The organism is Burkholderia sp. AU44665, assembly GCF_030504405.1.
Classification (GTDB): domain Bacteria; phylum Pseudomonadota; class Gammaproteobacteria; order Burkholderiales; family Burkholderiaceae; genus Burkholderia; species Burkholderia semiarida.
The window spans coordinates 330,580-355,329 of record NZ_JAUJRI010000006.1 but is presented as its reverse complement, the minus strand read 5'-3'; the positions used below and the strand labels follow the sequence as shown (position 1 = coordinate 355,329).

26 protein-coding genes are annotated in these 24,750 nt (G+C 55.4%); 25 read left to right on the top strand and 1 reads right to left on the bottom strand.

Annotated elements, in window-relative coordinates; all coding sequences use genetic code 11:
* From QZM15_RS16255 to QZM15_RS16135, 25 genes are all read left to right on the top strand, one after another.
* Positions 1–363 (top strand): hypothetical protein, encoded by a 363-nt coding sequence (locus tag QZM15_RS16255; protein WP_302106747.1) that lies wholly within the window; start codon positions 1–3, stop codon positions 361–363.
* Entirely contained in the window at positions 360–1,739 is a 1,380-nt protein-coding gene (locus tag QZM15_RS16250) for a phage terminase large subunit (RefSeq protein WP_302106746.1), read from the top strand. Before QZM15_RS16255 ends, QZM15_RS16250 begins: the two co-directional genes overlap by 4 nt.
* 3 nt (positions 1,740–1,742) lie before the next feature.
* Positions 1,743–4,007, top strand: coding sequence for a portal protein (locus tag QZM15_RS16245; protein ID WP_302106745.1), 2,265 nt, complete (start codon positions 1,743–1,745; stop codon positions 4,005–4,007).
* Between the two features lie 12 nt (positions 4,008–4,019).
* Positions 4,020–4,421: a hypothetical protein gene (locus QZM15_RS16240; protein ID WP_302106744.1), complete on the top strand. Its 402-nt coding sequence runs from the start codon at positions 4,020–4,022 to the stop codon at positions 4,419–4,421.
* A 17-nt stretch (positions 4,422–4,438) separates the two neighbouring features.
* A complete protein-coding gene (locus QZM15_RS16235; RefSeq protein ID WP_302106743.1) occupies positions 4,439–5,164 on the top strand; it encodes a hypothetical protein in 726 nt (241 codons plus the stop codon).
* A 286-nt stretch (positions 5,165–5,450) separates the two neighbouring features.
* Positions 5,451–6,656 (top strand): P22 phage major capsid protein family protein, encoded by a 1,206-nt coding sequence (locus QZM15_RS16230; RefSeq protein WP_302106742.1) that lies wholly within the window; start codon positions 5,451–5,453, stop codon positions 6,654–6,656.
* Between the two features lie 60 nt (positions 6,657–6,716).
* Positions 6,717–7,001: a hypothetical protein gene (locus QZM15_RS16225; RefSeq protein ID WP_302106741.1), complete on the top strand. Its 285-nt coding sequence runs from the start codon at positions 6,717–6,719 to the stop codon at positions 6,999–7,001.
* A gap of 3 nt (positions 7,002–7,004) precedes the next feature.
* Complete coding sequence (locus QZM15_RS16220) at positions 7,005–7,733, top strand: hypothetical protein (protein WP_302106740.1); 729 nt, start codon at positions 7,005–7,007, stop codon at positions 7,731–7,733.
* A 26-nt stretch (positions 7,734–7,759) separates the two neighbouring features.
* The gene (locus QZM15_RS16215) at positions 7,760–8,182 is read left to right on the top strand and encodes a hypothetical protein (RefSeq protein ID WP_302106739.1); all 423 of its coding nucleotides are present in this window, start codon (positions 7,760–7,762) and stop codon (positions 8,180–8,182) included.
* Positions 8,183–8,929 carry a hypothetical protein gene (locus tag QZM15_RS16210; RefSeq protein ID WP_302106738.1) on the top strand — a complete coding sequence of 249 codons (747 nt, stop codon included), beginning with the start codon at positions 8,183–8,185 and terminating at the stop codon, positions 8,927–8,929.
* On the top strand, positions 8,926–10,350 hold the full coding sequence (locus QZM15_RS16205) for a hypothetical protein (RefSeq protein WP_302106737.1): 1,425 nt from the start codon (positions 8,926–8,928) through the stop codon (positions 10,348–10,350). Before QZM15_RS16210 ends, QZM15_RS16205 begins: the two co-directional genes overlap by 4 nt.
* A 2-nt stretch (positions 10,351–10,352) precedes the next feature.
* Positions 10,353–11,120: a hypothetical protein gene (locus QZM15_RS16200; protein ID WP_302106736.1), complete on the top strand. Its 768-nt coding sequence runs from the start codon at positions 10,353–10,355 to the stop codon at positions 11,118–11,120.
* A 347-nt stretch (positions 11,121–11,467) separates the two neighbouring features.
* Entirely contained in the window at positions 11,468–11,809 is a 342-nt protein-coding gene (locus tag QZM15_RS16195) for a hypothetical protein (protein ID WP_302106735.1), read from the top strand.
* Positions 11,809–12,384: an aspartyl/asparaginyl beta-hydroxylase domain-containing protein gene (locus tag QZM15_RS16190; protein WP_302106734.1), complete on the top strand. Its 576-nt coding sequence runs from the start codon at positions 11,809–11,811 to the stop codon at positions 12,382–12,384. Before QZM15_RS16195 ends, QZM15_RS16190 begins: the two co-directional genes overlap by 1 nt.
* Entirely contained in the window at positions 12,384–12,836 is a 453-nt protein-coding gene (locus QZM15_RS16185; protein ID WP_060176662.1) for a hypothetical protein, read from the top strand. The genes QZM15_RS16190 and QZM15_RS16185 overlap by 1 nt, the downstream gene beginning before the upstream one ends.
* A 12-nt stretch (positions 12,837–12,848) precedes the next feature.
* Positions 12,849–13,643, top strand: a complete 795-nt coding sequence (locus QZM15_RS16180; RefSeq protein WP_302106733.1) for a hypothetical protein — start codon at positions 12,849–12,851, stop codon at positions 13,641–13,643.
* Positions 13,644–13,651: 8 nt separating this feature from the next.
* Positions 13,652–15,142, top strand: coding sequence for a hypothetical protein (locus tag QZM15_RS16175; protein WP_302106732.1), 1,491 nt, complete (start codon positions 13,652–13,654; stop codon positions 15,140–15,142).
* Positions 15,142–17,391, top strand: a complete 2,250-nt coding sequence (locus tag QZM15_RS16170) for a transglycosylase SLT domain-containing protein (RefSeq protein ID WP_302106731.1) — start codon at positions 15,142–15,144, stop codon at positions 17,389–17,391. Before QZM15_RS16175 ends, QZM15_RS16170 begins: the two co-directional genes overlap by 1 nt.
* Positions 17,392–17,576: 185 nt before the next feature.
* Positions 17,577–17,774 carry a hypothetical protein gene (locus QZM15_RS16165; protein ID WP_302106730.1) on the top strand — a complete coding sequence of 66 codons (198 nt, stop codon included), beginning with the start codon at positions 17,577–17,579 and terminating at the stop codon, positions 17,772–17,774.
* Complete coding sequence (locus QZM15_RS16160) at positions 17,761–18,255, top strand: glycoside hydrolase family 104 protein (protein WP_302106729.1); 495 nt, start codon at positions 17,761–17,763, stop codon at positions 18,253–18,255. Before QZM15_RS16165 ends, QZM15_RS16160 begins: the two co-directional genes overlap by 14 nt.
* A 5-nt stretch (positions 18,256–18,260) precedes the next feature.
* A complete protein-coding gene (locus tag QZM15_RS16155; protein WP_302106728.1) occupies positions 18,261–18,482 on the top strand; it encodes a hypothetical protein in 222 nt (73 codons plus the stop codon).
* 9 nt (positions 18,483–18,491) lie between these two features.
* Positions 18,492–18,911 carry a hypothetical protein gene (locus tag QZM15_RS16150; RefSeq protein ID WP_302106727.1) on the top strand — a complete coding sequence of 140 codons (420 nt, stop codon included), beginning with the start codon at positions 18,492–18,494 and terminating at the stop codon, positions 18,909–18,911.
* Positions 18,908–19,630: a hypothetical protein gene (locus QZM15_RS16145; protein WP_302106726.1), complete on the top strand. Its 723-nt coding sequence runs from the start codon at positions 18,908–18,910 to the stop codon at positions 19,628–19,630. The genes QZM15_RS16150 and QZM15_RS16145 overlap by 4 nt, the downstream gene beginning before the upstream one ends.
* A gap of 116 nt (positions 19,631–19,746) precedes the next feature.
* On the top strand, positions 19,747–21,714 hold the full coding sequence (locus tag QZM15_RS16140) for a right-handed parallel beta-helix repeat-containing protein (protein ID WP_302106725.1): 1,968 nt from the start codon (positions 19,747–19,749) through the stop codon (positions 21,712–21,714).
* Positions 21,715–21,744: 30 nt separating this feature from the next.
* The gene (locus QZM15_RS16135) at positions 21,745–23,421 is read left to right on the top strand and encodes a glycosyl hydrolase family 28-related protein (RefSeq protein WP_302106724.1); all 1,677 of its coding nucleotides are present in this window, start codon (positions 21,745–21,747) and stop codon (positions 23,419–23,421) included.
* Here QZM15_RS16135 and QZM15_RS16130 read toward each other — a convergent pair.
* Positions 23,401–24,732 (bottom strand): class I SAM-dependent methyltransferase, encoded by a 1,332-nt coding sequence (locus QZM15_RS16130; RefSeq protein WP_302106723.1) that lies wholly within the window; start codon positions 24,730–24,732, stop codon positions 23,401–23,403. The genes QZM15_RS16135 and QZM15_RS16130 overlap by 21 nt on opposite strands.
* Between the last annotated feature and the right edge of the window lie 18 nt (positions 24,733–24,750).

The window sequence follows — 24,750 nt, the reverse complement described above, 5'->3', positions numbered from 1 at the left end:
ATGGCAAGAGGATCAGCACCAGGCGAACGACGCGGCGGCCGGGCAAAGGGTACGCCGAATGCCGCGACAAACAAACGACGTGAGGTGGCCGAGGCTGCGCTTGCGTCTGGCCTTACCCCGCTGGATGTGATGCTTAATACGATGCGCAAGCTTTGGGAGAAGGCCGAAACGGGCGAATGTGAGGTTCAGGGCGAAGGCGAACGAGCGAAGATCGTCACGCCGATGGAGATGCGCCTGATGGCGGCGGATGTGGCGCAGAAGGCGGCTCCGTTTGTGCACCCGAAGTTGTCGAACATTGAGGCGAATGTGACTGCTCAGGTTGGCGTGCGGGTGGTTGCTTCGCCGGAAGATGAGGCGCTTTGAAACTCCACGCCAAACAACAGGAAGCGCAACAGGTGCTAGCCGGCTTGGCGACGCACATCATGCTTTTTGGCGGCTCGCGTAGCGGCAAGACATTCCTGTTGGTGCGTAACGTCGTGATGCGGGCACTGAAGGCTCCAGGCAGCCGGCACGCCATCTTGCGCTTCCGTTTCAACGCGGTGAAGAACTCGATCATTTTCGACACGTTCCCGAAGGTCATGCAATTGGCCTTCCCGGACGTGAAATACAAGCTGGATAAGACTAACTGGTTTGCCGAGTTAGAGATCGACGGCGGCAAGAGCCAAATCTGGTTTGGTGGGCTGGACGACAAAGAGCGCACCGAGAAGATCCTCGGCATGGAATTCGTGACGATCTACCTGAATGAGTGTTCGCAGATCGCATGGGCTACGGTAGGTATCGTGATTACACGCCTAGCACAGAAATGCATGCAGAAGATCGAGGGCAGGCCTGATCGGCTAATGACCCCACGCCTGTACTACGACTGCAACCCGCCCAGCAAGGCGCACTGGTCCTATCTAGTGTTCGTGAAGAAGGTAGACCCTGAGACGAAACAGCCGCTGGCGAAACCGACTGATTACGCGTTCTTCCAGATCAATCCGCACGACAACGCAGAAAACCTTTCCGAAGGGTATTTGGACACGCTCAAATCGCTGTCAGCTCGCCTTCGCAAGCGCTTTCTGGATGGAGAATTTGCCGACGCCACGCCTAACCAGCTTTTCAGCGACGAGACGATCGAGAAGTGGCGACACGACGGGGGTGATCCTCTGCCTGATCTTGTGCGTGTTGTTGTGGCTGTTGACCCCTCTGGCTCTGGAGACGTGGATAACGCGGATAACGATGAGATCGGCATTATCGTGGCTGGCCTTGGCACTGACGGCAATGCGTACGTGCTCGAAGACTGCACGGTGAAGGCTGGCCCCGCTACTTGGGGCGCGATTGCTACGAGCGCATTCGACCGGCACGCAGCAGATGTGATCGTGGGCGAAACAAACTACGGCGGCGCAATGGTCCAGCACGTTGTGCTTACGGCCAGGCCGCGGACACCATTCAAGATGGTCACCGCCTCCCGAGGTAAGGCGGTTCGTGCGGAGCCCTTCTCTGCTCTCTACGAGCAAGGCAAAGTGCGGCACGTTGGCGGCGTAGAGACATTCCGCGAGCTCGAAGACGAGTTGACGGCCTTTTCTACTGTTGGCTATCTAGGCGGTAAGTCTCCGAACCGGGCTGATGCGCTTATTTGGGCGTTGGCCGAGCTATTCCCCGGCATGATCCGCGCCAAGAAAGAGAAGAAGGATTTCCAAACGATGGCGCCGCGCGCCCCGCTTAACACCGGCCGCAATTTCGGCGGCCAATGGATGTAAAAAATGGCCGAATCGCGAAAAGACATCATTAAACGAGCACATGACCGGTTTAAGTCATGCGTTCAATGGGAGGGCGACGCTCGGCAACGGTTTAAGGACGATATTCAGTTCCTCTATGCCGATCCTGACAATCAGGAGCAATGGAATGCCGCTGTCCGGGCGCAGCGCCAGTTGGCCGGCCAGCCGATGGTCACGATCAATAAGGTACACACCCACTGGCTGCACGTCGTCAACCAAGGCAAAGAGAACAAGCCGCAGATCCAGATCAGCCCTACCGGCGACGAGGCCACTTACGAATCGGCGCAGATCTTCGAACAGATCATCCGGCGCATTGAGTACATCTCGGACGCGCAGACGGCGTACGACAAGGCCAGCGAGTTCCAGGTGGGCGGCGGCATTGGCTACTGGCGCATCGTGAGCCGATATACCGACGACAACACGTTTGACCAAGAGCTGTACATCGATCAGGTTCCGGATCCTCTGTCGGTCTACATGGACCCTAACATCAAGAAGCAGGATGGATCGGATGCTCGGTTCGCCTTCATCTACGACGAAATGCCGCGAGATGAGGCGCAGAAAAAGTATCCGAACATCGTCAAGCGCCAGAACCATGGCGGTGATGACGCGCTGGAATGGTCGCGGCGCGACACGGTACGCGTGGCCGAATACTACGAGCGGTCGGAGTCGAAGGATTGGCTGTATGCAATTCCGCGTGACGATGGCGGCGTCATGCTTGTGCGTGAGTCGAGCATGCCGGACGAGGCGCGAGACATGCTTAAGCAAGCGCTTGATAGCGGCTCGAACGTTCAACGCCGGCGCATCCCAAAGTTCTCGGTTGACTGGTACCTGATCGTTGGCGACGAGATTGCGGAGAAGTCGGAATGGCTCGGCAAGTACATCCCGATCATCCGCGTTCCTGGTGAGGAAGTGATCATCGAGGGCCGGCTCGATCGCAAGGGGATGGTGCGATATCTGAAGGACGCCCAGCGCGCATTCAACTACAACGCGTCGGCCGCGCTGGAATATGGCGCCCTGCAAAGCAAGTCGCCGTACATCGCGCCGGTTGAGGCAATCGAGGGACTGGAGAACTACTGGGCGACGGCGAACACGCAGAACCATGCGTATCTGCCGTTCAACAATGCCGATGAGCAGGGCAACCCTATCCAGCCCCCTACCCGCCAACCCGCGCCCGGTTCCGCGCCGGTGTTCATGGATGGCATGCAGGCCGCCGAGCACGAGATGATGATGGCGTCGGGCCAGTACGAGGCGACATTCTCGGCACAGGGCAATGAGGTAAGCGGCATCTCGATTGAGCAGCGCCAGAAACAGGGCGAGCGCGTGACGTTCCACTTCCAGGACAACCTTGCCAAAGCTATCAAGTTCACAGGCAAGCAGCTCATTGACCTGATCCCGAAGTACTACGACACGCGCCGGGTGATCCGCATCATGTCGGAGTCGGGCGAAGAACAGCAGATCCAAATCGACCCGCAAGCCAAACAGGCGCTCCAGCAACAGCAGGATGAGGGGGAGTCGAAGGTAGCGGCGATCTTCAACCCGAATGTGGGTACGTACGAAGTCATGGCATCGGTCGGCCCGAACTTCGAGACGCGGCGCAAGCAGGCATTCGATGCGATGACGCAGCTTCTGATGAACAACCCGACGTTGCCGAACGTCATCGGCGACCTGTACATGGGCTCTGCTGACTTCCCGACCGCAGACAAGCTGCAAGAGCGCATGCGGAACTGGATCAAGGCAACGAATCCGGCCGTGCTTGGCGAGATCGACCCGCGCATCCAGCAGCTCGATCAGCAACTCCAGGCAGCGGCGCAATTCATCAAGGAACTCCAGCAGCAGCTACACGACAAGAGCGTCGAGCAGCAGCTCCAAGCCAAGCGCGTGGATATCGACGCGCTGAACCATCTCGCGCTGCGCATGGAGAACGACAACGAGGCGATCCGCAAGGCGTTTGAGGCAGAAACGAACCGCCTCAAGGTGATGTGGCCGGCAATGGCTGCCGAAGCGATGGAGCCGGTTGTGCGCAAGACGCTCGCTGAATTGCTGCGTGCTGCACCTCCGGATGGCGGCGTTCAGCCCGATCCGGTAGACCCGGCCAATGCCTACGCCGCAGGCATCCAAGAGGTTCTGCAACCCGTTCCGCAGATCGAGCAAGAGAAGTCACAAGGGGCGCAGCAAGCCCATCAGCAGAGCATGAATCAAGCCGCGCAGCAGTTGGCGCAATCACAACAGCCCGCAACGACGGGCCAGTAACCGGAGAAGGAAATGGATCAGTATCAGCAATGCACCATCAAAGAGTCGCTTTGGCAAGCCCAGCAACGAGCGTCCGTGAATAACTTGGGCGGTCTTGCAATTCAGGGTGGCTTGGCATCGCAATGCGCAGAGCAACAGCTCAACTATCCGCATCTCAATACCCCGCCGATGCCCAACACAGTTCGATCGCTTACGGAACAGGCACACATCGCGCTTGGCGTTCTAGAAAGCGAGATAACTCGTCTTGCGGACACGCTTCAACCCGTTCGCGAGCCGATGCCTAGTCCAGAACCCACTGGGTGCAAACAGGCATCTATCGCCCCACCCTGCATTCATCAGCTTCAATCGCTCATTGCACGTATCGAGAATCAGATGCGATGGGTGCGACAAATCGCAGAAGAGCTGCGCGTCTAAATAGAACCGGAGAACCCATGAGCGACATCCAAACAGAACAAGTCACCGAAACCCCGGTTGAAACGACCGCAACGGAGACTGCAACCGAAACGACGCAGGAAACCACCCAAGAGACGACCCAGCACGACACGAGCTGGGTGCCGAAGCGCATCAGCGAGATCACTGCGGCTCGACGGAAGGCCGAGGAAGAGCGCGACGCATTGCGTGCGGAGATTGAGCGCCTGAAGTCCGCAACGCCTGCTGATTCGGCACAAACCACCACGGCAGCGCCGCCGCAAGACATTGAGAAGCTGGCCGACGCCCTGGCCGAGCGCAAGCTCAACGATCGAGAGATGAACCGCAAGATCGCGGCCATCAACGAGGCCGGCGCGAAGGAGTTTGGAGATGACTTCGAAAAATCGGTGCAGAACCTGAACATGGCGGGCATCGGTGGCCCGGATTTCCTTAAGGTACTCACAAGCATCGACGGCGCGGAAAAGGTGGTGACGTACCTCGGCAAGCCAGAGCACCTGAACGAAGCACTTCGCATCGGATCGCTCGACCCGGTACAGATGGGCATCGAAATGGTCAAGCTGTCGGAGAAGGCAAACAAGGCATTTGCCAAGCAGGTTAGCAAAGTGCCGCCGCCTATCGATCCGGTGACCAGCCGCGGCAATGCCGGCGGTGATGGCGTCGAGCCTGACCCGAGCGATCAAAAGGCTTGGATCGCATGGCGCAACAAGAATGCGCGGAAGAAGCGTTAAGGTAGTTTCCCGCCGAAGCATCGCCAATATTCTGCGCGTTCTATATAGATAAGTGCTGAAATACTGGCTATGGGTTGTATCAGGGGATTACAGGCTTCACCTTGTTGCATTGTTTCACTATAGGCCTACGATGTGATTTACCGGGGCACGACTAGCGGTTAGTAGTGCTTCGGGATACAGGCTGAGACGAGCCGTAATCGTCGGGTGAGCCCGTCAAGTTGGTCTCCGCAGGGCAGAGACAAGTCGCCAGAAATGGCTTCCATGTTTTTGCTTTCGGAGATTTGCAATGGCCTCGAACGGGCTCCTGACAATCAATCAAATTACGAACGAGGCTGTCCGCCTCTTCACGCAGTCCAACGCTTTCCTTCGCACGGTTTCGCGTCAGTACGACGATCAGTTCGCTCGCTCTGGCGCCAAGATCGGCAACACGCTGCGCATCCGCCTGCCGAACGATTACGTCGTCAACACGGGCCCGGCGATTACGCCGCAAGGCACCAACGAACAGAACACCACGCTGACGGTTGCGACCCAGGCGAACGTGCCGGTTTCGTTCGGTACGGCTGAGAAAACGATGTCGTTGGACGACTACAGCGAGCGCATTCTCGCGCCGGCTATCAACCGTCTCGCCGCGTACGTGGCGAACGACCTGATGGGCGTTGCGCAGCAGTCGTGCAACATCGTCTACAAGACGGATGGTGGTGGCAACATCGTTTCGCCGGACGCATCGACGTTCCTGTCGGCTGGTGCGAACATCACCAGCAACCTTGCGCCGGAAATGGATCGCAAGATCATCCTTGACCCGCTGACGATGGCGCGCAGCACCGCTTCGCTGGCTGGTCTGTTCAACCCGCAACGCAAGATCAGCGAGCAGTACGAAACCGGCATTATCTCGACCGATACCCTCGGCTTCGACTGGATGCAGGATCAAACGACCCGCGTTCACACCGTGGGCACGTTCTCGGCCGGTACGGTCAACGGCGCAGGCCAAACGGGCAATACCCTGACGGTCAACGCGATCACCGGCACGCTGAATGCGGGCGACCTGATCACGATCGCTGGCGTCAACGCGATCAACCGCCTGACCGGCCAAGACCAAGGCGTCGCGCGTCAGTTTGTTGTGACCGCCAACGTTGCTTCGGGCGCTACGTCGATTCCGATCTACCCCGCAATCGTCCCGGCACCGGCAGCGTTCAACACGGTCACGGCATCGCCGGCCAACAGCGCAGCGATCAGCCTCGTGATTCCGGCTTCGACCAAGTATCGCCAGAACCTGGCGTACTACCCCGAAGCCTTCACCCTTGCGACGGCTGACCTTGAAATGCCGACGACTGGTGTGGTTGAGGCCGCGCGGGCCGAGTTTGATGGCATCAGCATGCGTCTCCTGACCGCCTATGACGTCATGTCGGACTCGCTGGTAACCCGTATTGACATCCTGTACGGGTATGCCGCGATTCGTCCGGAATGGGCGTGTATCGTGGCCGACCAGGTTTAAGTTCTCCTCCGGTGCGGTTTGGAGCCGGGGGAATACCTCGGCTCCTTTTTTGGATCACTAATGAACCGGATCAACCTCTCCAATGGCCGCAATTTCAAGGCCGACTACACGTTCTCCGAGTATCCCAAGTGGGTAACGCTTGCAGATGGCTCGCAAGTCATCGTGCATGACGAGGACGAAGAGGCGTCTGCAATGGGCGCTGACGAAGCTGACGCCCCGTCGCTTCGAGAAGAAATCGCCGAGCGTGAGCGCCTGTTTGCTGAGGCCAAATCGCTGGGGTTGAAGCCGCACCACAAGATGCGGCCTGAACGATTGCGGGAATTGATCAATTCTGCGAAGGAGTAATTGGTGGCGAATCCCGTATTCAATAACAGCGGTTCGTACTCGACTGTTTATACACAGCAAGGCGTCTACTTTTATCAGTCCGGGAATTACTTCGACCAATCGTTCGCCTACGTCGGTGCATCACTTCCGGCGCAGCGCCAGTCGATGAGTAGTGAGCGGTCGGATTCGGTAAGCATCCTCGGAGGCTCGATTGATGGGGTAACACTGGGAAGCGGAGTGACAGTAACCGGAGGGGCATCCCCTACTGGTGCTGCTGGTGGAGATTTGAGTGGCACATATCCGAATCCAGCGGTATCCAAGATTACGAATCCGCTGAGCCAATACGGGGGCTTCCCGCTAGTCGGAATGGGAATTCCTGCTGAGGTTGCGCAACAAAATATCGCGAGCCTAAACGCAAATGTGGCCTCTACGACCCTTTATGCTGTCCCTGCCAATGGTGCGGGCATGTATCGAGTTTCGTGCTACGCAGTTGAAACTACGGCCGATGCCGCTTCATCGACGCTGCCCAATATTGGTATTGGCTGGACTGACAAGGATTCCAGCGTTGCCCTTCTGGCTGGAACCGTAACGTCAACAAATACCGCAAATGCTCCCGGTGCATTCGCCCAAGGGCAGCAAGTTATTTACGCAAAGGCGAGCACCAACATCACGTATCAGACAAGCAATTACGCGTCTGGAACGGCCGGGGCAATGAAGTATGCAGTTCATATCGCGCTCGAATACCTCGGGTAGTAACTTCCTTCCACCAGGAGAATTTCGTGAAGAAGTTTCTTAGTTTCGCCGCGACTGCTATCGCTGTTGCATTTTCTGCGCTTTCGGCTCCGGCCCATGCTCAGTTCAACGCAAGCAATAGCTTCTCGACCATCAACACGCAGTGCGGCACGTATTTCCTGCAAGGTAGCACGTACTACAACTGGCAGGGCGTAAGTGTTGGCTCGACGCTGCCTTATTGCGGTGGATCGCTGTCGAGTCAGAACTCGGGCAGCGTTTCGCTTCAACCGGCGAAGTACACGAACGCAACGCTTCCGACATGCAACGCGTCGTCGTCTGGTCTGATTGCAGTCGAGACGGACGGGGCAGCGAGCCCGGTGTATGCGGCTACCGCGACGGGCGGCGGCACGCTGGCTGTTCAAGTTATGTGCACGAACTCAAATGGTTCGTATAGCTGGACGAACCATTAAATGTCTGTTCCGGTCCCGACCACTCCGCGTGACCTGATTAACCTCGCGCTCAAGACGGCGAATGTCTTGGGCGTGGGCCAGGTCGCGTCGGCCGAGGACGTGAATGATGCATTTAACTTGCTGAACATGTTGATGGCGCAGCTCCAGCGGCGCCGTTACATGATCTACCAGCTTGTGACCCTGGCGAAACAGGCTACCGGCGCTATTTCCTATACGGTTGGGCCGGGCGGAGATTTCAACGTCGCGCGGCCTGCAAAACTGGAATCGGCGTTCTTTCGTCAGAACGTGCAGACTCCGCTGCCGGTGGATTACCCACTGGAAATTCTTCGCTCGACTGAGGACTACAACCGGATCTCGATCAAGAACCTGAACGCTTTCCCTCGATTCGCCTTTTACGATATGGCGTACCCGATGGGTAACCTGTATGTATGGCCGGTGCCGAACTCGATGTACGAGATTCACATCACGGTCATGCAACAGCTTCAGCAGTTCCAGAATCTGAGCGATCAGATCGCGATGCCGCCGGAATACAGCGCGGCGCTCATGTGGAACTTGACACTGGAGCTCTACCCGTTTTACGGGCTGCCAGTGAGCGATGTTGTGCGCGGGAAAGCGGAAGCATCCCTTCGAATCATCGAAGAGGCTAATACCGCTATTCCGCAGCTCCAGTTGCCGCCTGCGGTGCGCCCGCAGCGCGGAGCAACTTACAACATCTACGGTGATTTCCAGATCGGGAGTACGCCGTGAAATTCCCGTTGACCACCGGGGCGTATTCCGCCAAGTCACTGGTGGCGAACGCGCAGCGTTGCGTCAATCTGTATGCCGAAGAGAATACGAAGGACTCGCCGTTCCCATTCACGTATTACCAGACGCCGGGGCTTACTCTACTGGCTCAGGCAATCCCTTCGCTTGGTTCGGGATGGCGTTGTTTGTTCGAGGCGTCTGACGGGTTTGGGTACGGCGTATGTGGCTCAACGGTCTATAAGATAGACGCCAATTGGAGCTTGACTAATCTGGGCGACATTTCGAGCGATACTGGCCCCGTCTCGATGGTGGACAATGGTACAACGCTCGTCATTGTGGACGGCAGCAATAGCGGATGGAAGGTGACGCTTTCTACTGGTGTCTTTTCCGCAATTGCAAATGCTGGATTCTACGGATCGTCAAGAGTTGACTTTGTTGACGGGTATTTGGTTTTCAACCGTCCGGACACCGCCCAGTGGTACATCTCGCTCGTCAACGAAGTTAATTTCGACGCGACCGACTTTGCATCAAAATCCGGCTATTCGGACAACCTGGTTGCCGTTGCTGTCGCGAAGCGGTATGCGTATCTGTTTGGGGAGGCAACGACAGAAGTATGGTTCGATGCTGGCGACACGCCATTCCCATTCAGCCGGTTGCCAGGCGTATTTATGCAGTTTGGATGCACATCGGCGGCGTCCATATCCCAGATGGATGGGGATATTTACTGGTTGGCCCAGTCGCCACAAGGCAACGCAGTCGTTTGTAAGACGGAACAGTTTAGTGCGTCTCAGATTTCCACTTTTGCTATTGATAACGAGATCGCCTCCTATCCGGATCTGGGACAAGCAATCGGGTTCTCGTACCAGATAGAAGGCCATTTTTTCTACGTGTTGACCTTCCCTGTCAGCGATAAGACGTGGCAGTTCGACCTTAGCACGGGGCAATGGAACGAGCTTGCATGGGTTGATACGAACGGGAATCTGCATCGCCATCGTGCAAATTGCTATGCATTTATCAATGGCGTTCCGGTAGTTGGAGACTGGGAAAATGGCAATCTGTACAAATGGGACGTGAGTAGCTACACGGATAACGGAAATCCGATCCCGCGCATTCGGTCATTCATGCATAGTGTGGATGACAACTCGGATCGAATTCGGTATCGCGAATTTATCGCGAATATGGAGGTTGGAAACGGTGAAAACTACGATCCAGTTCCAGTCTTCCTGCGCTGGAGCGATAGCCGCGGTAAGTCGTGGGGTAACGCGATCAGCACAAGCCTTGGTATGGAGGGCGAATACCTGACTTCGTTGCAGTTTCAACGGCTCGGAATGGCCCGCGATCGGGTCTTCGAGCTTTCATGGTCGGCACCTGTCAAGACCGCACTCCTTGGGGCGTGGGTGCAGGCGCAATCGAATAATCAGTGACCATGGCGAATCTGCAAGCAAACGTCCCGCTGATTGATGTTCCGCCTATTGACCCAAAGACCGGCAAATGGACGGAAGCGTGGTTTCTTTTCATCATCCAGTTGTTCCGCCGAACTGGAGGAACCAGTGGTGGTGATGGTCAATTGACGATCGATGATGTTTTGGGGATTGAGGAGACATTCGCATTTCCCCCCATTGATTCGAATGTCCAGCTTAGCGAAATGACGATGGCGCAACCGTCCACGGATTCGCTGATAGATATGCTGTTTGCGCCGGCCGCGAATACTGACTATGCGCAGGCCGCGTCCACGGTAACGCTCGGCGCATCTCCCGCAACCTATACGGCCACGTCTCGCCAAGGATTCCACATCACTGGAGGCGCAGTAACGGCGCTGACGCTTCAACGAGGGCCAACAGTGCTGCCGGTTGGTAATTCGGCATCAGACATCGTTGACAAAACATTCGTCTCGGGACCGGATTTCACGCCAGGCACGACCACGACGCTGACTTTGCCGAATGCATTTGGCGCGATCTCGCGCCTTTGGTTGTTCTTCGATGCGGCGTTCCAAGGCGACGACCAGATCGCATCCCTAGTCGGCACGACACTGACATTGACGAGTGCAATCCCAGTAGGAACGAGCCGCGTGTATGTGAAAGGGCTGCTGCAAGGCGCTGTAGGTGTCGGGTCAACAATCCTTGAATTGAATGCCGGGGACAAGGTGAATGTGACGTACTCCAGCGCTCCGACTGTAACGATTTTACCGAGGTAGTAATGAAGCGCGTTCCAGTACCAATCGTTCCGGTCCAGCTATCAACAAGTCCAGTGACGGTTTATACCGTGCCGGCAGGAACAGTTTCGACGCTTGCGAATCTTTCGATTACGAATACTTCTGCAAATGTCGTGTCGGTGAATTTGTACAACGTGCCTTCTGGCGGTTCTCCGTCCTCGGCAAATCAGTTTGCTCCTACGTTTGCCCTGTCTCCGGGTCAACCATGGGTGCCGCCTCCTGCTATCGGCCTGAGCATGGGCGCTGGTTCAACTTTACAGGCTAGTGCGTCCGCCGCAGGGTCTTTGACGCTTATGGGCGGCGTCTATGAAACGAGTGGGAGTTAATCAATGAGCAATTACCAAGGCGTCGCCACTGATGATGTCGTCGCAAACACGTTGACGTTTAAGCAAGTTCCAGGCGATACGATCCAATCCATCTATCACCTTTCCGTAACTTGGTCGCCGGTGGCGGTTGCCGCGAACACGACCGCAGAACAGACGGTCACGGTAAAGGGTTTGCGTGTGGGTGATGTGGTGTATGTGACGAAGCCGACTGCACAAGCCGGCCTCGGTATTGTGAATGCCCGAGCCAGTGCGAACGACACGTTGGCTGTCACGTTCTCGAACAATACCGCGTCCCCTATCACTCCGACCGCTTCGGAAGTCTATCAAGTGGGCGGAATTCGCTGATGCGCAATTTCCAGAAGATCGCAGAGGGCGTCAATGTAACGCCCTTGCTTAACGCACTGTACCGGAAGCCTGAACTTTGGAAGGCCGACGACTTCCTGCGTAAATATCCGCAGGGGCCTTTTGGCGACACCGACACGATCTATTTGCGGTTTCAAGATCACGTTCAAGTCTCGTCTGCCGAAGAAGAAGAGTTGTACAAGCAAAACAAGCTTGCTGGTCACGACCTGCATGAATGTCCGTGGCGCCAGGAAGTAAATGAGCTTCCTGAAGCACGAGCCCACATCATGGCGCTGATGACTGCACTTGGCGGAACGCGTCTCGGTCGGTGCATGGTGAATCGCCTTAAGGCCGGAGGTCGGATCTTTCCGCATGCTGACTCTCCTTGGCACGCGGAATACTGGGATAGGTATCACCTTGTTCTGCAATCCGAGCCGGGTAACACCTTCCGCTGTGCCGATGAGCAAGTGTGGATGAGGCCAGGTGAGATCTGGTGGTTCGAAAACTCGCTAGAGCATGAAGTCGTGAACAACAGCGCAGATGATCGGATTCACCTTGTAATTGATGTGAGGTTCTAGTGATCACATTCGCGATCGAGCGTTTCAGTGATGTGTACGGCGAGCTGAAGCCGTTGCTTGAAGAGCACTATGGCGAAATTTCGACGCATATCCATCATGGGATCGCGCTGGAGCCGCAAGAAGAAGTGTATCGAGCCCGCGAGGCAGATGGCTCGTTGATGATGGTAATCGGTCGTGAGGCTGGCGAGATTGTGGCCTACTTCGTGTGCTTCATCGCGCCGGGGCTTCATTACCGCTCATGCCTCACATGCTCGCCGGACATTTTCTACGTAGCTCCGGAGCGGCGTACCGAGTTGGCCGGCATTCGAATGTTCCGGTTCGTGGAAAAGGAATTGAAGCGCCGCGGCGTTAAGAGATGGGCTGTTGGCAGCAAAGTGCAACACGATGCATCGGCTCTGTTTAAGTTTTTGAAGTTCGAGCCCGTCGAAACGACATACGAAAAGTGGCTGTAAAAGGGAGTTGATATGGTAGCGGCAGCAATCGGTGGTGCGGCGGTAGCAGGCTTGGCGGGTTCCGCCATGCAAGCCGGGGCGGCCTCGGACGCTGCTAGCTCTCAGGCAGACGCAGCAAATAACGCGGCTAATCTTCAGTGGCAGCAGTTCCAGCAGATGCAGAAGAACTTGCAGCCATACATGAACCTTGGTACTGACAATATCCAAGGGATGCAGAATCAGCTTGCTAAACTGGGAGGGATGCAGTTCAGCTTTAACCCCACGCAGGCACAGCTTGAACAAACGCCGGGATATCAGTTCACTCTGCAACAGGGGATGAAGAATACGAACAATGCCCTTGCTGCAAAAGGCCTTAACCTCTCAGGTGCTCAGGCTAAAGGGCTGGCCGACTACACAACCGGCCTTGCAGATCAGACATTCCAGCAGCAATATCAAAATGCCCTTCAGCAATTTGCGACGAATTACGGCGTGAATACCGATCAGTTCAATCGGTTGTCGGGCCTTGTCGGTCTTGGTGAGAACGCTGCGGCGGGAGTTGGCAATGCGGGGCTTCAGACTGCATCTAATGCAGGCAACATCCTTATGTCTGGCGCAAATGCTCGTGCTGCTGGTACGGTTGGTGCCGCAAATGCTATCGGAGGCGGATTATCGTCGCTTGGAGGTAATGGACTGCTCTATTCACTCATGAATAACAGTGCCGGTAGCGGTGGAGGATTCTATGGCGCGAATTTCAGCACCGGCATTAATCCTGCCGACGCTGCGACTGCCTCAATGTCCGGCCTTGGTGGCCTCGGCTATGGGTACTAGGAGATAACATGCCGCTCGATCCGAGTATCCCCCTCCAAATTCAGACTCAACAGAACCCGTTTCAGGCGATCCAACAGCCGATTCAGACTGCTGCCGGCCTACTCGCGCTTAAACAGAATTCGATGAAGTTGAACGCGAATCAGGCGATCTCGGACGCCTATTCGCAGTCTCTCAATTCGGATGGTTCCGTAGACTTCAACAAACTACAGACGCTCGCAAGCCAGAATGGCGCGGGCGCTTTCCTGCCCGAATTCATGGGGCAGATTGCACAACAGCGCAATAGCCAGCTTCAGTATGATACTGGCAAGCTCGATCTTGCATTGAAACAACAACAGGATATCCGCAACCGCATTGGATCGCTTGCGCTTGACCCAAATCTCGGGAAAGCGGACATGTCAAGTTCCATCGTGCAGCAGATTACGCAAGCCGTTCAGAACGGAACGTTGCCGCTTGACCAAGGAGTCCGAGAGATTCAGTCGATTCCTTCCGATCCTAATGCTCAAGCCGGATGGGTTCGCAATCACCTCATGAATTCGCTGTCTGGCGAGGCTAAGATCCAAGCACTTATGCCGAAGGTGCAGACGATTGATAGTGGCGCCCAGGTCAACATCGTACCGCTTAACCCGATGACTGGTGCCCCACAAGGGCAAGTCACGACTATCAGCAAGTCGCTTACTCCGGGTGAGGCAGCGCAAAACGTTGATGTCGTTGATCCAAACACGGGCGCCCATTATGCGATCACGAAGGAACAGCAGTTGGGCATGGGTGGTGCGGGCGGCTATACGGGGCGTTTCCCACGCGAAAACGGACAACAAGGCGGCGTCCCTGGTGGCCTTCAAACGTCGCTAGGACCGGGCCAGCAAACGGCTTTGGCAGCCCAGGCGGGAACATCCAACACTGCGGCCCAAACGCTTCACGATGCCGCAGCTGATGCCCCTATGCGCCTCAACCTGCTGTCGCAAGCTCGCGATGCGCTCGCCGGCATCAATACCGGACCAGGATCTGACTGGCGCAACCAAGCGAAGTCTTTTTTCAATGCTCTGGCTCCGGATACTGCGAAGGCGATCGGTTTCACTGGCGAAGTAAAGGATTACGACGAGTTCAAGAAGATCCTGACGAACTACGCGTCTTCGGTATCTGGATCGTTGGGCACTGGCACAGATGCGCGCCTGAATGCTGCCGTGACGGGTAACGCAAACCCCGGAATTTCGAAGATGGCGAACGAAGACATTCTCGCCAAGACGATGGCTGCCGAAAAGATGCGTGCTGCGCAGGACTACGCGTTCCAAAACTCGGGCTTGACGACTGACAAGTTTAACCAGTGGCAATCGCAGTGGAACAAGGCTGTTGACCCGCAGGCATTCGTCTACGACTCGATGAGCCCGAAGCAACGCCGCGCAATGCTTGAACGCATGTCGCCTCAACAGGTTCAGCAACTGCGTAGCAACTATAACTCTCTCGTCGGTCAAGGGATCATTCAACCGGGAGGCGGTCAATAATGGACCTGAGCGGCATCATCTTCGCATCTGCGCGCAAGCACAATCTTGACCCGAACTTGATCAATGCTGTTGTTCAGCAAGAGTCGAGCGGGAACCCTTCCGCATGGAATAAGAGCGGGGGCGGTCAAGGTGCGGCCGGCGCGATGCAGGTGCGTGCCCCTGCTCTCTCCGATTACAACACCGCCAATGGCACGAAATACACCATGCAAGACCTCACCAATCCCCAGGTTGGTGTCGAGGTTGGGTCGTGGTATCTCGGCCAGCAACTTGATCGATTCAATGATCCGCGTAAGGCCGTAGCAGCATACAAGGACGGTGCTGGATCGCAGCAAGCGCAAACGGGTAACAGCCCTTATGCGCAACAAGTTTTCGGACGGCTCAATATGCCTCAGAAACAGCAACAGTCATCGCTTCCGGGAATACCCGTGATGCAGGCTGCATCTTCGCAGGGCGCCGATCCGTTTTCGAGCCTGGCGGTTGATGGTCAGAATAAGGCGGCCGCCCCTGCTGCCGGTAATGATCCGTTCTCGGCGCTACCTGTTGAACCGAAGCAAGGTGCTAAACAGGCTATCCAACCGACTACTGCTCCACAACCGGCAGCATCAGGTCAGCAACCCGGCGGCCTTGAATCGTTCGCCGCTGGCTTGGGAAAGGGATTTGGCTCTACTGTTCTCGGAGCGCAACAGTTGCTTGGTCACGGGCTGCAATCGCTCGGCTCAAATTCGCAGGGCATGACGCAAAGCGGTAGCGATCTGATGGGTATGATCGGACGCGCAGGTAGCTGGCTTGTGAATGATGCGAATTCGGGCTTGAAGAATCTGAACCAGCAATATTCGCCATACTCTCAGGCTCATCCGATTGCGGCCGGCGCTGGCAATCTTGGCGGCTCGCTAGTTGCCACCGCACCGCTTGCGGCAGCCGCTCCTATCGCTCGCGGATACCTTGGTGCGACCGCAATTGGCGCGGGGCTTAGTGCGGCGACGGGGGCATTGGCACCTGTCGAAAATGACAATCCAGCCAATTTGACTTCGCTGGTTGCGGGTCAGCAACCTACCGATTTTTGGTCGGAAAAGCTGAAGCAGATCGGACTCAGTGCGGCCGCAGGTGGCGTAATGTCGCCACTTGCGATGCTCGCAGGACGAGTCGTCTCCCCGCAAATCTCTGACGATGTGCGCACTCTTCTGGATTCCGGAGTGACGCCCACCCCGGGCCAGATTATGGGCGGGGGCTTTGCTCGGACGGAAGCGAAACTGTCTAGCGTTCCGGTTCTCGGCGATCTTATCAAGAACGCTCAGCAGCGCGCTGTTGGTCAGTTCAATGAAGCGGCCTATAACCAAGCACTTGCTCCGATCGGAGAAAAGTTCGCTGGGAAGGTCGGCCAAGAGGGAATCGAACAGGTTGGGAACAAGATCGGTGCCGTCTACGACAAGATTCTGCCCCAAATGCAGATGCGCGTTGATCCTCAGTTTCAGAGCGAAGTGATAAATCTGGGTCAGATGGCACAGTCTTTGCCACAATCCCAACAGAACACATTTATGAACGTTCTGAAGACCCAGATTTTCGACAAACTTGGCCCGCAAGGGAATATGGACGGCCAAACTCTCAAAGGCGTCCAAAGCGAACTTGCGCGCACTGCCAAGGGATACCTCGGCGACCCTTCGTTCGATAATCGACAACTAGGCGCAGCCATCAGTGCTTTGCGGGATTCGGTGGACGGAAACTTGACGCGTGTGAATCCACCGGCATTGAGCCAACAACTTTCCAATGCAAACGAAGCTTGGGCAAATTTTGCTCGTCTTCGAGCTGCGGCTGCCTCGACCGGCGCAATGAACAACGAAGGAGTATTTACAGCCGCCCAACTCCAAAGTGCGGTGCGCAGCGCAGACAAGTCAGTCGGGAAGGGGGCAACAGCCACGGGTAATGCCTTAATGCAAGACCTTTCCGGGGCTGGACAGCGCGTATTGGGTTCGAAGTATCCGGACTCTGGAACGGCTGGGCGCGGTCTAATGGCGCTCTTGGCTCCGGGTGGGATAGCTGCTGGACTTACAACGGCCCCAGGCCCCACGCTCATGACTCTCGGAAGCATCGGTCTTGGCTCGCTTCCATATACGCAATTGGGGCAGCGAGCTACTGCCGCACTACTTACGTCTCGCCCACAGTTTGCCCAACCGGTAGCCAACGCGGTAACGAAGTTCGGTCCGAAAGTCGTAGCCGGGAGCTTGCCGGCGTTGCTTTCGCTCGGCCAATGAACATTTGATGCCATAAATGGCAGCTGTACCAACCGCCATTCCAATGGCGTGAAATTCTGATTCAGTCATAGGTCTAGTCGTACCTCAAATCGACGGTGGCCCGTCAAAGAGTCTCCCGAGGGCAGAGACAGGTAAGCGAACCGGAGTTCGCTTGCGTGATTCTACATCTCTGCGTTGAGACTTACATGAAAGATCCGGCCGCAATCAGCACGGCAGCATCGACGCCCGCAGTGGCAGTTACGGCGGCCCATTGGTTCGGGGCGCATATCCCTGAATACGTGATGGTCGCTACGGCCGTCCTTACAACGATCAATCTCGCAGCATGGGTCTATAAGTTGGCGCGCTGGGCTGCCGGCAAGGGGACGTTGAATGGCAACGATTGACGCCCAGGCTGCGGGTGGTAAAAACCGCGTCGCGTTGCTGGATGTGATCGCGGTCAGCGAGATTGGGACTGCGCTTCTGGCAATGCCCCAAACCGATGATGGGTATCTGGTCTTGGTCGGTGCCACGCCACAAAACCCGCTGACGTTTAGTAATTTCGCGAAGCATCCAAACATTTACAACGCGCAATGTGGGTCTACGGCAGCCGGTAGATACCAGATCCTCTATCGCTGGTGGGTGATTTATCAGAAGCGCCTTAGCTTGCCTGATTTCTCGCCATTGTCTCAGGACAAATACGCTCTTCAACAGTTCAAGGAGCGCGGCGCCCTTCCCCTGATTGACGCTGGAAATTTGCAAGGCGCTCTGGCAAAGGTCAACAACATTTGGGCTTCCCTGCCGGGTTCGCCTTACGGACAACATACCAACGAATATGCGCAGCTCGAAGCCGCATATCTGAAAGCCGGGGGCACTCTCTCAAGGTAATTGATATGGACAAAACCTCCAGCTTTGTTACTGGCGGCGTCACATTGAGCGCCGCGACCATCGAACCTCTCGTCGCGTGGGGAATGGGCGGATTCCATGCGCCGGTTCCCGCATCGGTTCCGCTCGTGGTGGCGTCCCTCGCAATCACGGGCCTACACGCCACATACAACCTCCTGCGCGCCCGATTCGCTGCGAAAGCAGCAGATAAGGCCGCGCCTCAACAGTAAGGAAAGGAAATGAAGAAGCTTCTCGCAATTGCTGCTCTCATCGCGCTTGCGGCATGCACCGCAGCCCAACAACAGAACGTCGCCACTCTGGCGGCAAATGCCCAAAAGCAAGTCGGCAATGCATGCCTGGTCGTACAGCCGACACTCGCCGATTTGAGTGCCTCGATGCCGGGTGACGAAAAGCTGGCGAAACTCACTGCCGCAAACGCCAAGATTTGCACCGCTGTTGCGTCGCTGAACGCCGCCAATGCGCAAAGTCTGATCGATACGGTTATTCCGCAGGTGATCGGCCTAGTATCGCTGCTCCCGATCGATCCCGCAACTCAGACAACGATCAAGATCGCGCTGGGGGCTGCCTCGTTGGCGCTGACCAACTGGCTGATGGTCTATGGTCAACCAGCGGCCACCGTGACTCCTGCGTCGGCATGATCGATTTCGATCAAATCCTCGCGGCGGCAGAACGTGCCAATGCAGCGTATTTGGACGCGACAGACAAGGCGCGCACCGCATTCGTCACTCTCGGCCTAGAATTTCTAGGTCAGTACCAGAATGCCTCGCACCAAGCGTGCCTGTCCCGCGATGCTGAAAACGTCTATCTGTCGATCTCCGGAACGCGCTTTAGCCAACGGAAATTTGGTGACCTGTTCAGCGATATCGACCTTGATCCGATAGACGTAGGAGAAGGCGCGAAAGTAACCGCTGGAGCCTATGAGGGTATGGCGGACATGTGGGAATGGGCGCGCGACATCGTGAATGATGATGTTGTGTGGAATGTCGAGGGGCACAGTCTAGGAGCATGGCGCGCGCGTTATACCCCGCTATTCGTCAAGCCCGAGAAGATCGGCATGCTCCATAGCTTTGAGTCTCCCAAAGGCGCGAATCGAGAATATTGGCAGAAATACGAAGGCGAACTCGCCTCGATGGTTTCTGTTGTCAACGGTCGGGATTGCTGGGTCAGTTGGCCGTTCAAAATTATCAACGATTGGGCCGTTCATCCTGATCGTGATTTTATCTGGCTGAGCTCAGACTCATTCTCGATTTCAACACCAGATGCATGGCCCGGCGGCTTTTCCGCGCGCGATCACGATATGGACTTGGTAGTGAAAAGGATTCGAGCCCTTGCGCAAAGCAGTAAGGAAGCAGCATAAGCAGTAGGTCTAGCCGACCTAATCGGCGGTAGCCCGTTAAGCAGTCTCCCTAGGGCAGAGACAACCGGATTGTCCGGCATAGGGCGCCAAGCGCCATGTTTCTGCGCAGGTAAAAAATGACGGCTACTCTGCTGCCTAACGCCAAAACACAATTTCTAGACGGGAATGGTAAGCCATTAGCCGGCGGGTCTGTGTATTTCTACATTCCGAATACATCGACCAAAAAAGATACTTATCAGGATGCGGCACAAACCATCCTGAATACCAACCCGATCATTCTCGATGCTAGCGGCGAAGCTATTATCTGGGGCGCCGGTACATATCGACAAGTAGTTTATGACCAGTACGGCAATCTCATTTGGGACCAGATCACTTCCGACGTGACGGGTGGATTGCTCGGAGATATGGTCGATGACGTGTTCATCGCCGGGGTCGATTTCACGCCGGGAACTACTACAGTTCTTAATCTTACCGCCGCTCCCGGTTCCATCCCGAACACGTGGATTTATTTCGATGCTGCGTATCAGGATGATGCGCAAGCAACAGTAGTCGGCAAGGTTCTCACATTCGCATCGCCCATCCCAGTCGGCGTCGGAAAAGTAACGGTAAAAATTGGATCTACCGTTGCAATCGGTACTCCCGGCGATGGAACCGTCACTGACGCGACTGTGGCTTCCGGCGCAGCGATTAACTCATCCAAACTTTCTTATAACGAGGGTGGCTCAGGGGCTGTAACGCGTACGGTTCGCTCTAGACTTCAGGATTTTATTAGTCTCAAGGACTTCGGCGCTAAGGGCGATGGCGTAACAGATGACTCCGCAGCAATTCAAAACGCTACAAATGAAGCCAGCACCAACGGGAAGAAATTGTTTCTTCCTGCGGGGAATTATTGCCTTAAGTCTTTTGTGACATGGCCCGCTGGAACATCATGGGTTGGTGAGCCAGGCACACAAATCTATCTTGACCCGGCGATGACGCTCGGCATCAATATAGGCGGATACAATCGTGGTCTATACAACACCGGGGCGGGGTCTCTTTCTCTTGACGGCATTGTTTTTGCAAGTTCCAAGAACGGGCTTACTCAATCTGTTTCTATAGCGTTAGATCATGCAGTAGGTGTTCGCATTACGAATTGTTCATTCCATGATTTTGGGAACGCCACTTATTATTCACAGGGGTTTATTGCATTCCAAACATCTGATATCCGTCTTCTGAATAGTCGGTTTTATAACTGTTCTGGTGACGGCGCTGCGCTTGCAAGCAACGTCGTGAACTTCAATGTCTCCGGATGTGAATTTTCGCAAAACGGCGACTGGGGACTTGCCCTTTCAGTCGGGGTTACCCAAGGCACAGTTCAAGGTAACATGTTTATCGGAAACTTTGGTACTGCCGTAGGCGCAGACCGGTGCACCGACGTAGCATTTATCGGCAACACGATGGTGAATAACGCGCATGGTGTGCGCGTATGCAAATTCGGCGCAACGCCGGATGTGAATAGAAATATTACGATCTCTGGTAACAACATCGTCAATGCAGGAAGTATCGGCATTTCTGTCGAGCAATCAGGAGATTTTAATACTGGCGCCAATGCCAACATCACAGTAACCGGGAATACGATTACCGGTTCCGGTGGTCAAGGTATCAACGTGAATGACTCGACCGATGTCGCCATCGTCGGCAATGCGGTTTTCTCGACCGTGAACGAGGGCATTCTAATTAATGCGCTTACCGCTGGGTGGGAGACTGGTCGAATCACGGTCAGCGGAAACAAAGTCGATACCTGCTCGTATGGGATTCGTCAACTGTCCGGTTCTGGTACGGCGTCGCGCTCTACTGTGGTAGGGAATGATATTACTGGCGCATCGGTTTCTGCTATCAGCTTCCCCAACCCGGCACTCGTTGATTATATCGACGGGAATAGCAATGCCGCATATTTCGATATTTCTAAAACCATAAATATCCCATCCGGGAGTATGTCTACGTCGGCATCGTCCGGCGGACTCGCGCTGCCCGCGCAAGTGTGGCAGTACTTGCCGATCTACATAGGCGGCACGCTTAAGAAAATACCCGTTTATAACGCCTAACCAAATTCCTGCATAGATCAAGGAATAGAAATGAGAAACGCTTCGGTCGTCGCATTTATTGCCGGATTGCTTTCGGCATCTGCATTCGGCGCAACATATGTGCCGCCTCAACTAATCAACCCATCAGGGTCTATCTCTGGGCAAGCCATTGTCTCCAATGGACCATCTGTCGGCCCGACGTTTGGAACGGTGGGGATTTCTGGTGGAGGCACAGGTGCTACAACTGCACTTGGGGCGACCTCCAACATTCAGTTTCAACAGAGTGGAACTGGAGCTGCGGCGCGATCTGTTCAGAGCAAGCTCTCTGATATCGTCAGTGTTTTGGATTATGGCGCAAAATGCGATGGTTCAACCGACGATACGACAAAGTTCACAAACGCTCTCAACAGTTTTGGCTCTAATGGTGGAACACTGCTTCTTCCTCCCGGGACGTGCATTGTATCCAGCATCACCGCTCCGATCGGAGTAACCATCGCAGGTTGGGGGGTTGGGGCTACTACATTAGCAACCAACAGCACCACTGGTAATATGCTGACTTTCAGCAGTACCGGTGGTGGATTACGCGATATCCAGCTTGCATCAACTGTTACCCGCACTTCGGGCGCTTACGTTACATCACAAAATGGCATCACTGTTAGAAATGTCGCATCGAAAGGGCATTTCGTTGGGTTCAATATTTCCGGTGCTTCATCTTCGTCCCTTGCAGTAAATCCTTCCTTCACGAACATCAATATGTTTCTGCCTGCAACCGGAGCCGGTTCGGCAGCGATGATTTTCCAGAATTATTCGAATGCCGTGATTAAGGGTTCTGTAATTACCGGAACTCCGTCAGGACAACAGCCTGACTATGGGATTTTGTTAAAGAATGGCGATACTGCATTCATTTCCGATACGAATGTAACCAGAAATGGTTACGCTCTTGCGGTTACCCCAGGTGCCGGAGAAAACAATTATTCTTTGAACGTTTCTAACAGCGATTTTGATAGCGCCGGCGTTATCAGTGGCAGCATTAACGCAGCATCGTGCCTAATTCAACCTATCGGTACTGGAAATATCTACGAATCGCATTTCACAAACGTCTGGTGTGGCTTGGCCGCAGGGGATGGCGCAACCATCGGTTCAACTGGGACGGGTTTTATCGATGGGATGCACTGGGTCGCGGGCCTATTTGATGGCAATGGCGGGAGCGGCTTCCACGTAACCAACAACGTCAAGAACTGGAGCACGATTGGCGGTCATGCCGCAGGCAATGGCGGAGCTGGCTATTACGTGTCGGCAGCGAGTACCGACTGGCGCATCATCGGTGTCCAAGCAGGCCCGGTATCCCAACGCGGTTCGAATACGAGCACAGGCATCAATGTGGGCGTCGCAGCCTCGAATAATTACATCATCAGCCACAACGACGTGTGCGGGAATGCAGGTGGCACGATCTTTGACGGCGGTACCGGCGCGACGAAGTACGTCACGCAGAACTCATGCTACAACCCGCTGAACGGATCGGTAACGGTCGGAGCATCGCCGTTCACATGGACGAACTCAACCGGCGCGGCAGTAACCGCGATCGTTAATGGTGGTACGGTTTCGTCGATCACGCTCGGCGGCAGTACAGTAGCCACGGCGACCAATACATCTGTTGCTGTGCCGCCGGGGCAGACTATCGTCATCACTTATTCATCTGCCCCCACGCTATCGTACAAGGGTTTCTGATTGCCGATTCGGTCGATTAACAATACATCTTGATGGACCGATGTATTTCAATAAAGAAACTGCAACCCCCACAGAACGATCGTCTGTCGAACCGCGAATCACATCAGAAATTCGAATCTGATCACACTGGATCGACAGACGCCCCGCGTCCGATGCCCCCACGATCACGGGCTGAGCGCGTCCGGCCCGGATCTTGATTTTTTCCAGACACTCGCCGCGTGCAATCGTGACATTGCGATCGATGGGCAGGAAGTTGTGAAGCGTAAGTTCGATTGATTCCGTGCGCCTGGAATCGTCAATGCCGATCGATGCTGATCCCCTCGTCCAACGAGCATTTCCCTCGCCGGGATACCACCCATCGTCTCCGGCCGACGACTCAATCACATACGACGGATCGGCAACGTTTACTGCATCGCCGTATTGTTCCGCCACGTAAATGTCGCCGCGGGCTGTTGCATGGCACTTCGTGAACTTGACGAGCCAACCGGAGCGCATCATGCGCTCGACGAAGTACTCGCGCTGGAATCCAAGTTCACACCAACCGTAATTGCGCATGGCGCGCAACGATAACCCGTCAAGCCTCGGCCCCCACGCAAACGGAACGATCTGGCGCCAGTAGTCATTCTGCGGAATGACGGGCTCCCCGGCGAGCAAAATCTTTCCGTCCGGTTTGACCACAGAGCGCAGGCGAGCCAGCACGTGGGCGTGGTCTAGGCTATGGTGGAAAGCCTCGTAGAAGAGGACGCGATCAAACTGCTTTCCATCGATGCCGTCGCCGAACAAGCCTTTGACCGTGTTGATGTTCACGCCAAGCGCTTTCGCCTGCCTTTGGATGATTTCAAGATATCGCTCATCGATGTCGATGACCCAGACATCGCACCCCATCCTGGCAAGAGCAAGAGATATCTGCCCGTCTCCGGCGCCGTACTCCAATACGCTATCGCCCTTCCGAACATTCATGATCTGCAATATCGAGCCCGCCGCGCTGAACGAATCCCCCAGCATTCGGCTGTCCTCGTACCGGTATACAGACGGAACGTAGTGATCTCCGGAGAATCCATCGAGAAAGTCAGATCGTTCGCTTACCTCCGGAGAGTAATTTTCTCCACCTGAAATAGAACCGAGAAAATCCTTGCACGCCTCTCGATAGGCAACCGAAAAAGGGTCGCCGCTGAGCAGTGACGCTGGAACCGCCTCGGGGGAAAGAACACATTCGCAGAATGCGTCTATTCGATCCATTTCTCGTGGAAATCTTTCGATCTCTGCGGCTACAACAGCGAACTCGTCAAGCGATTTTATGGCTTTTTTCATGGTCGATATGGTTATAGT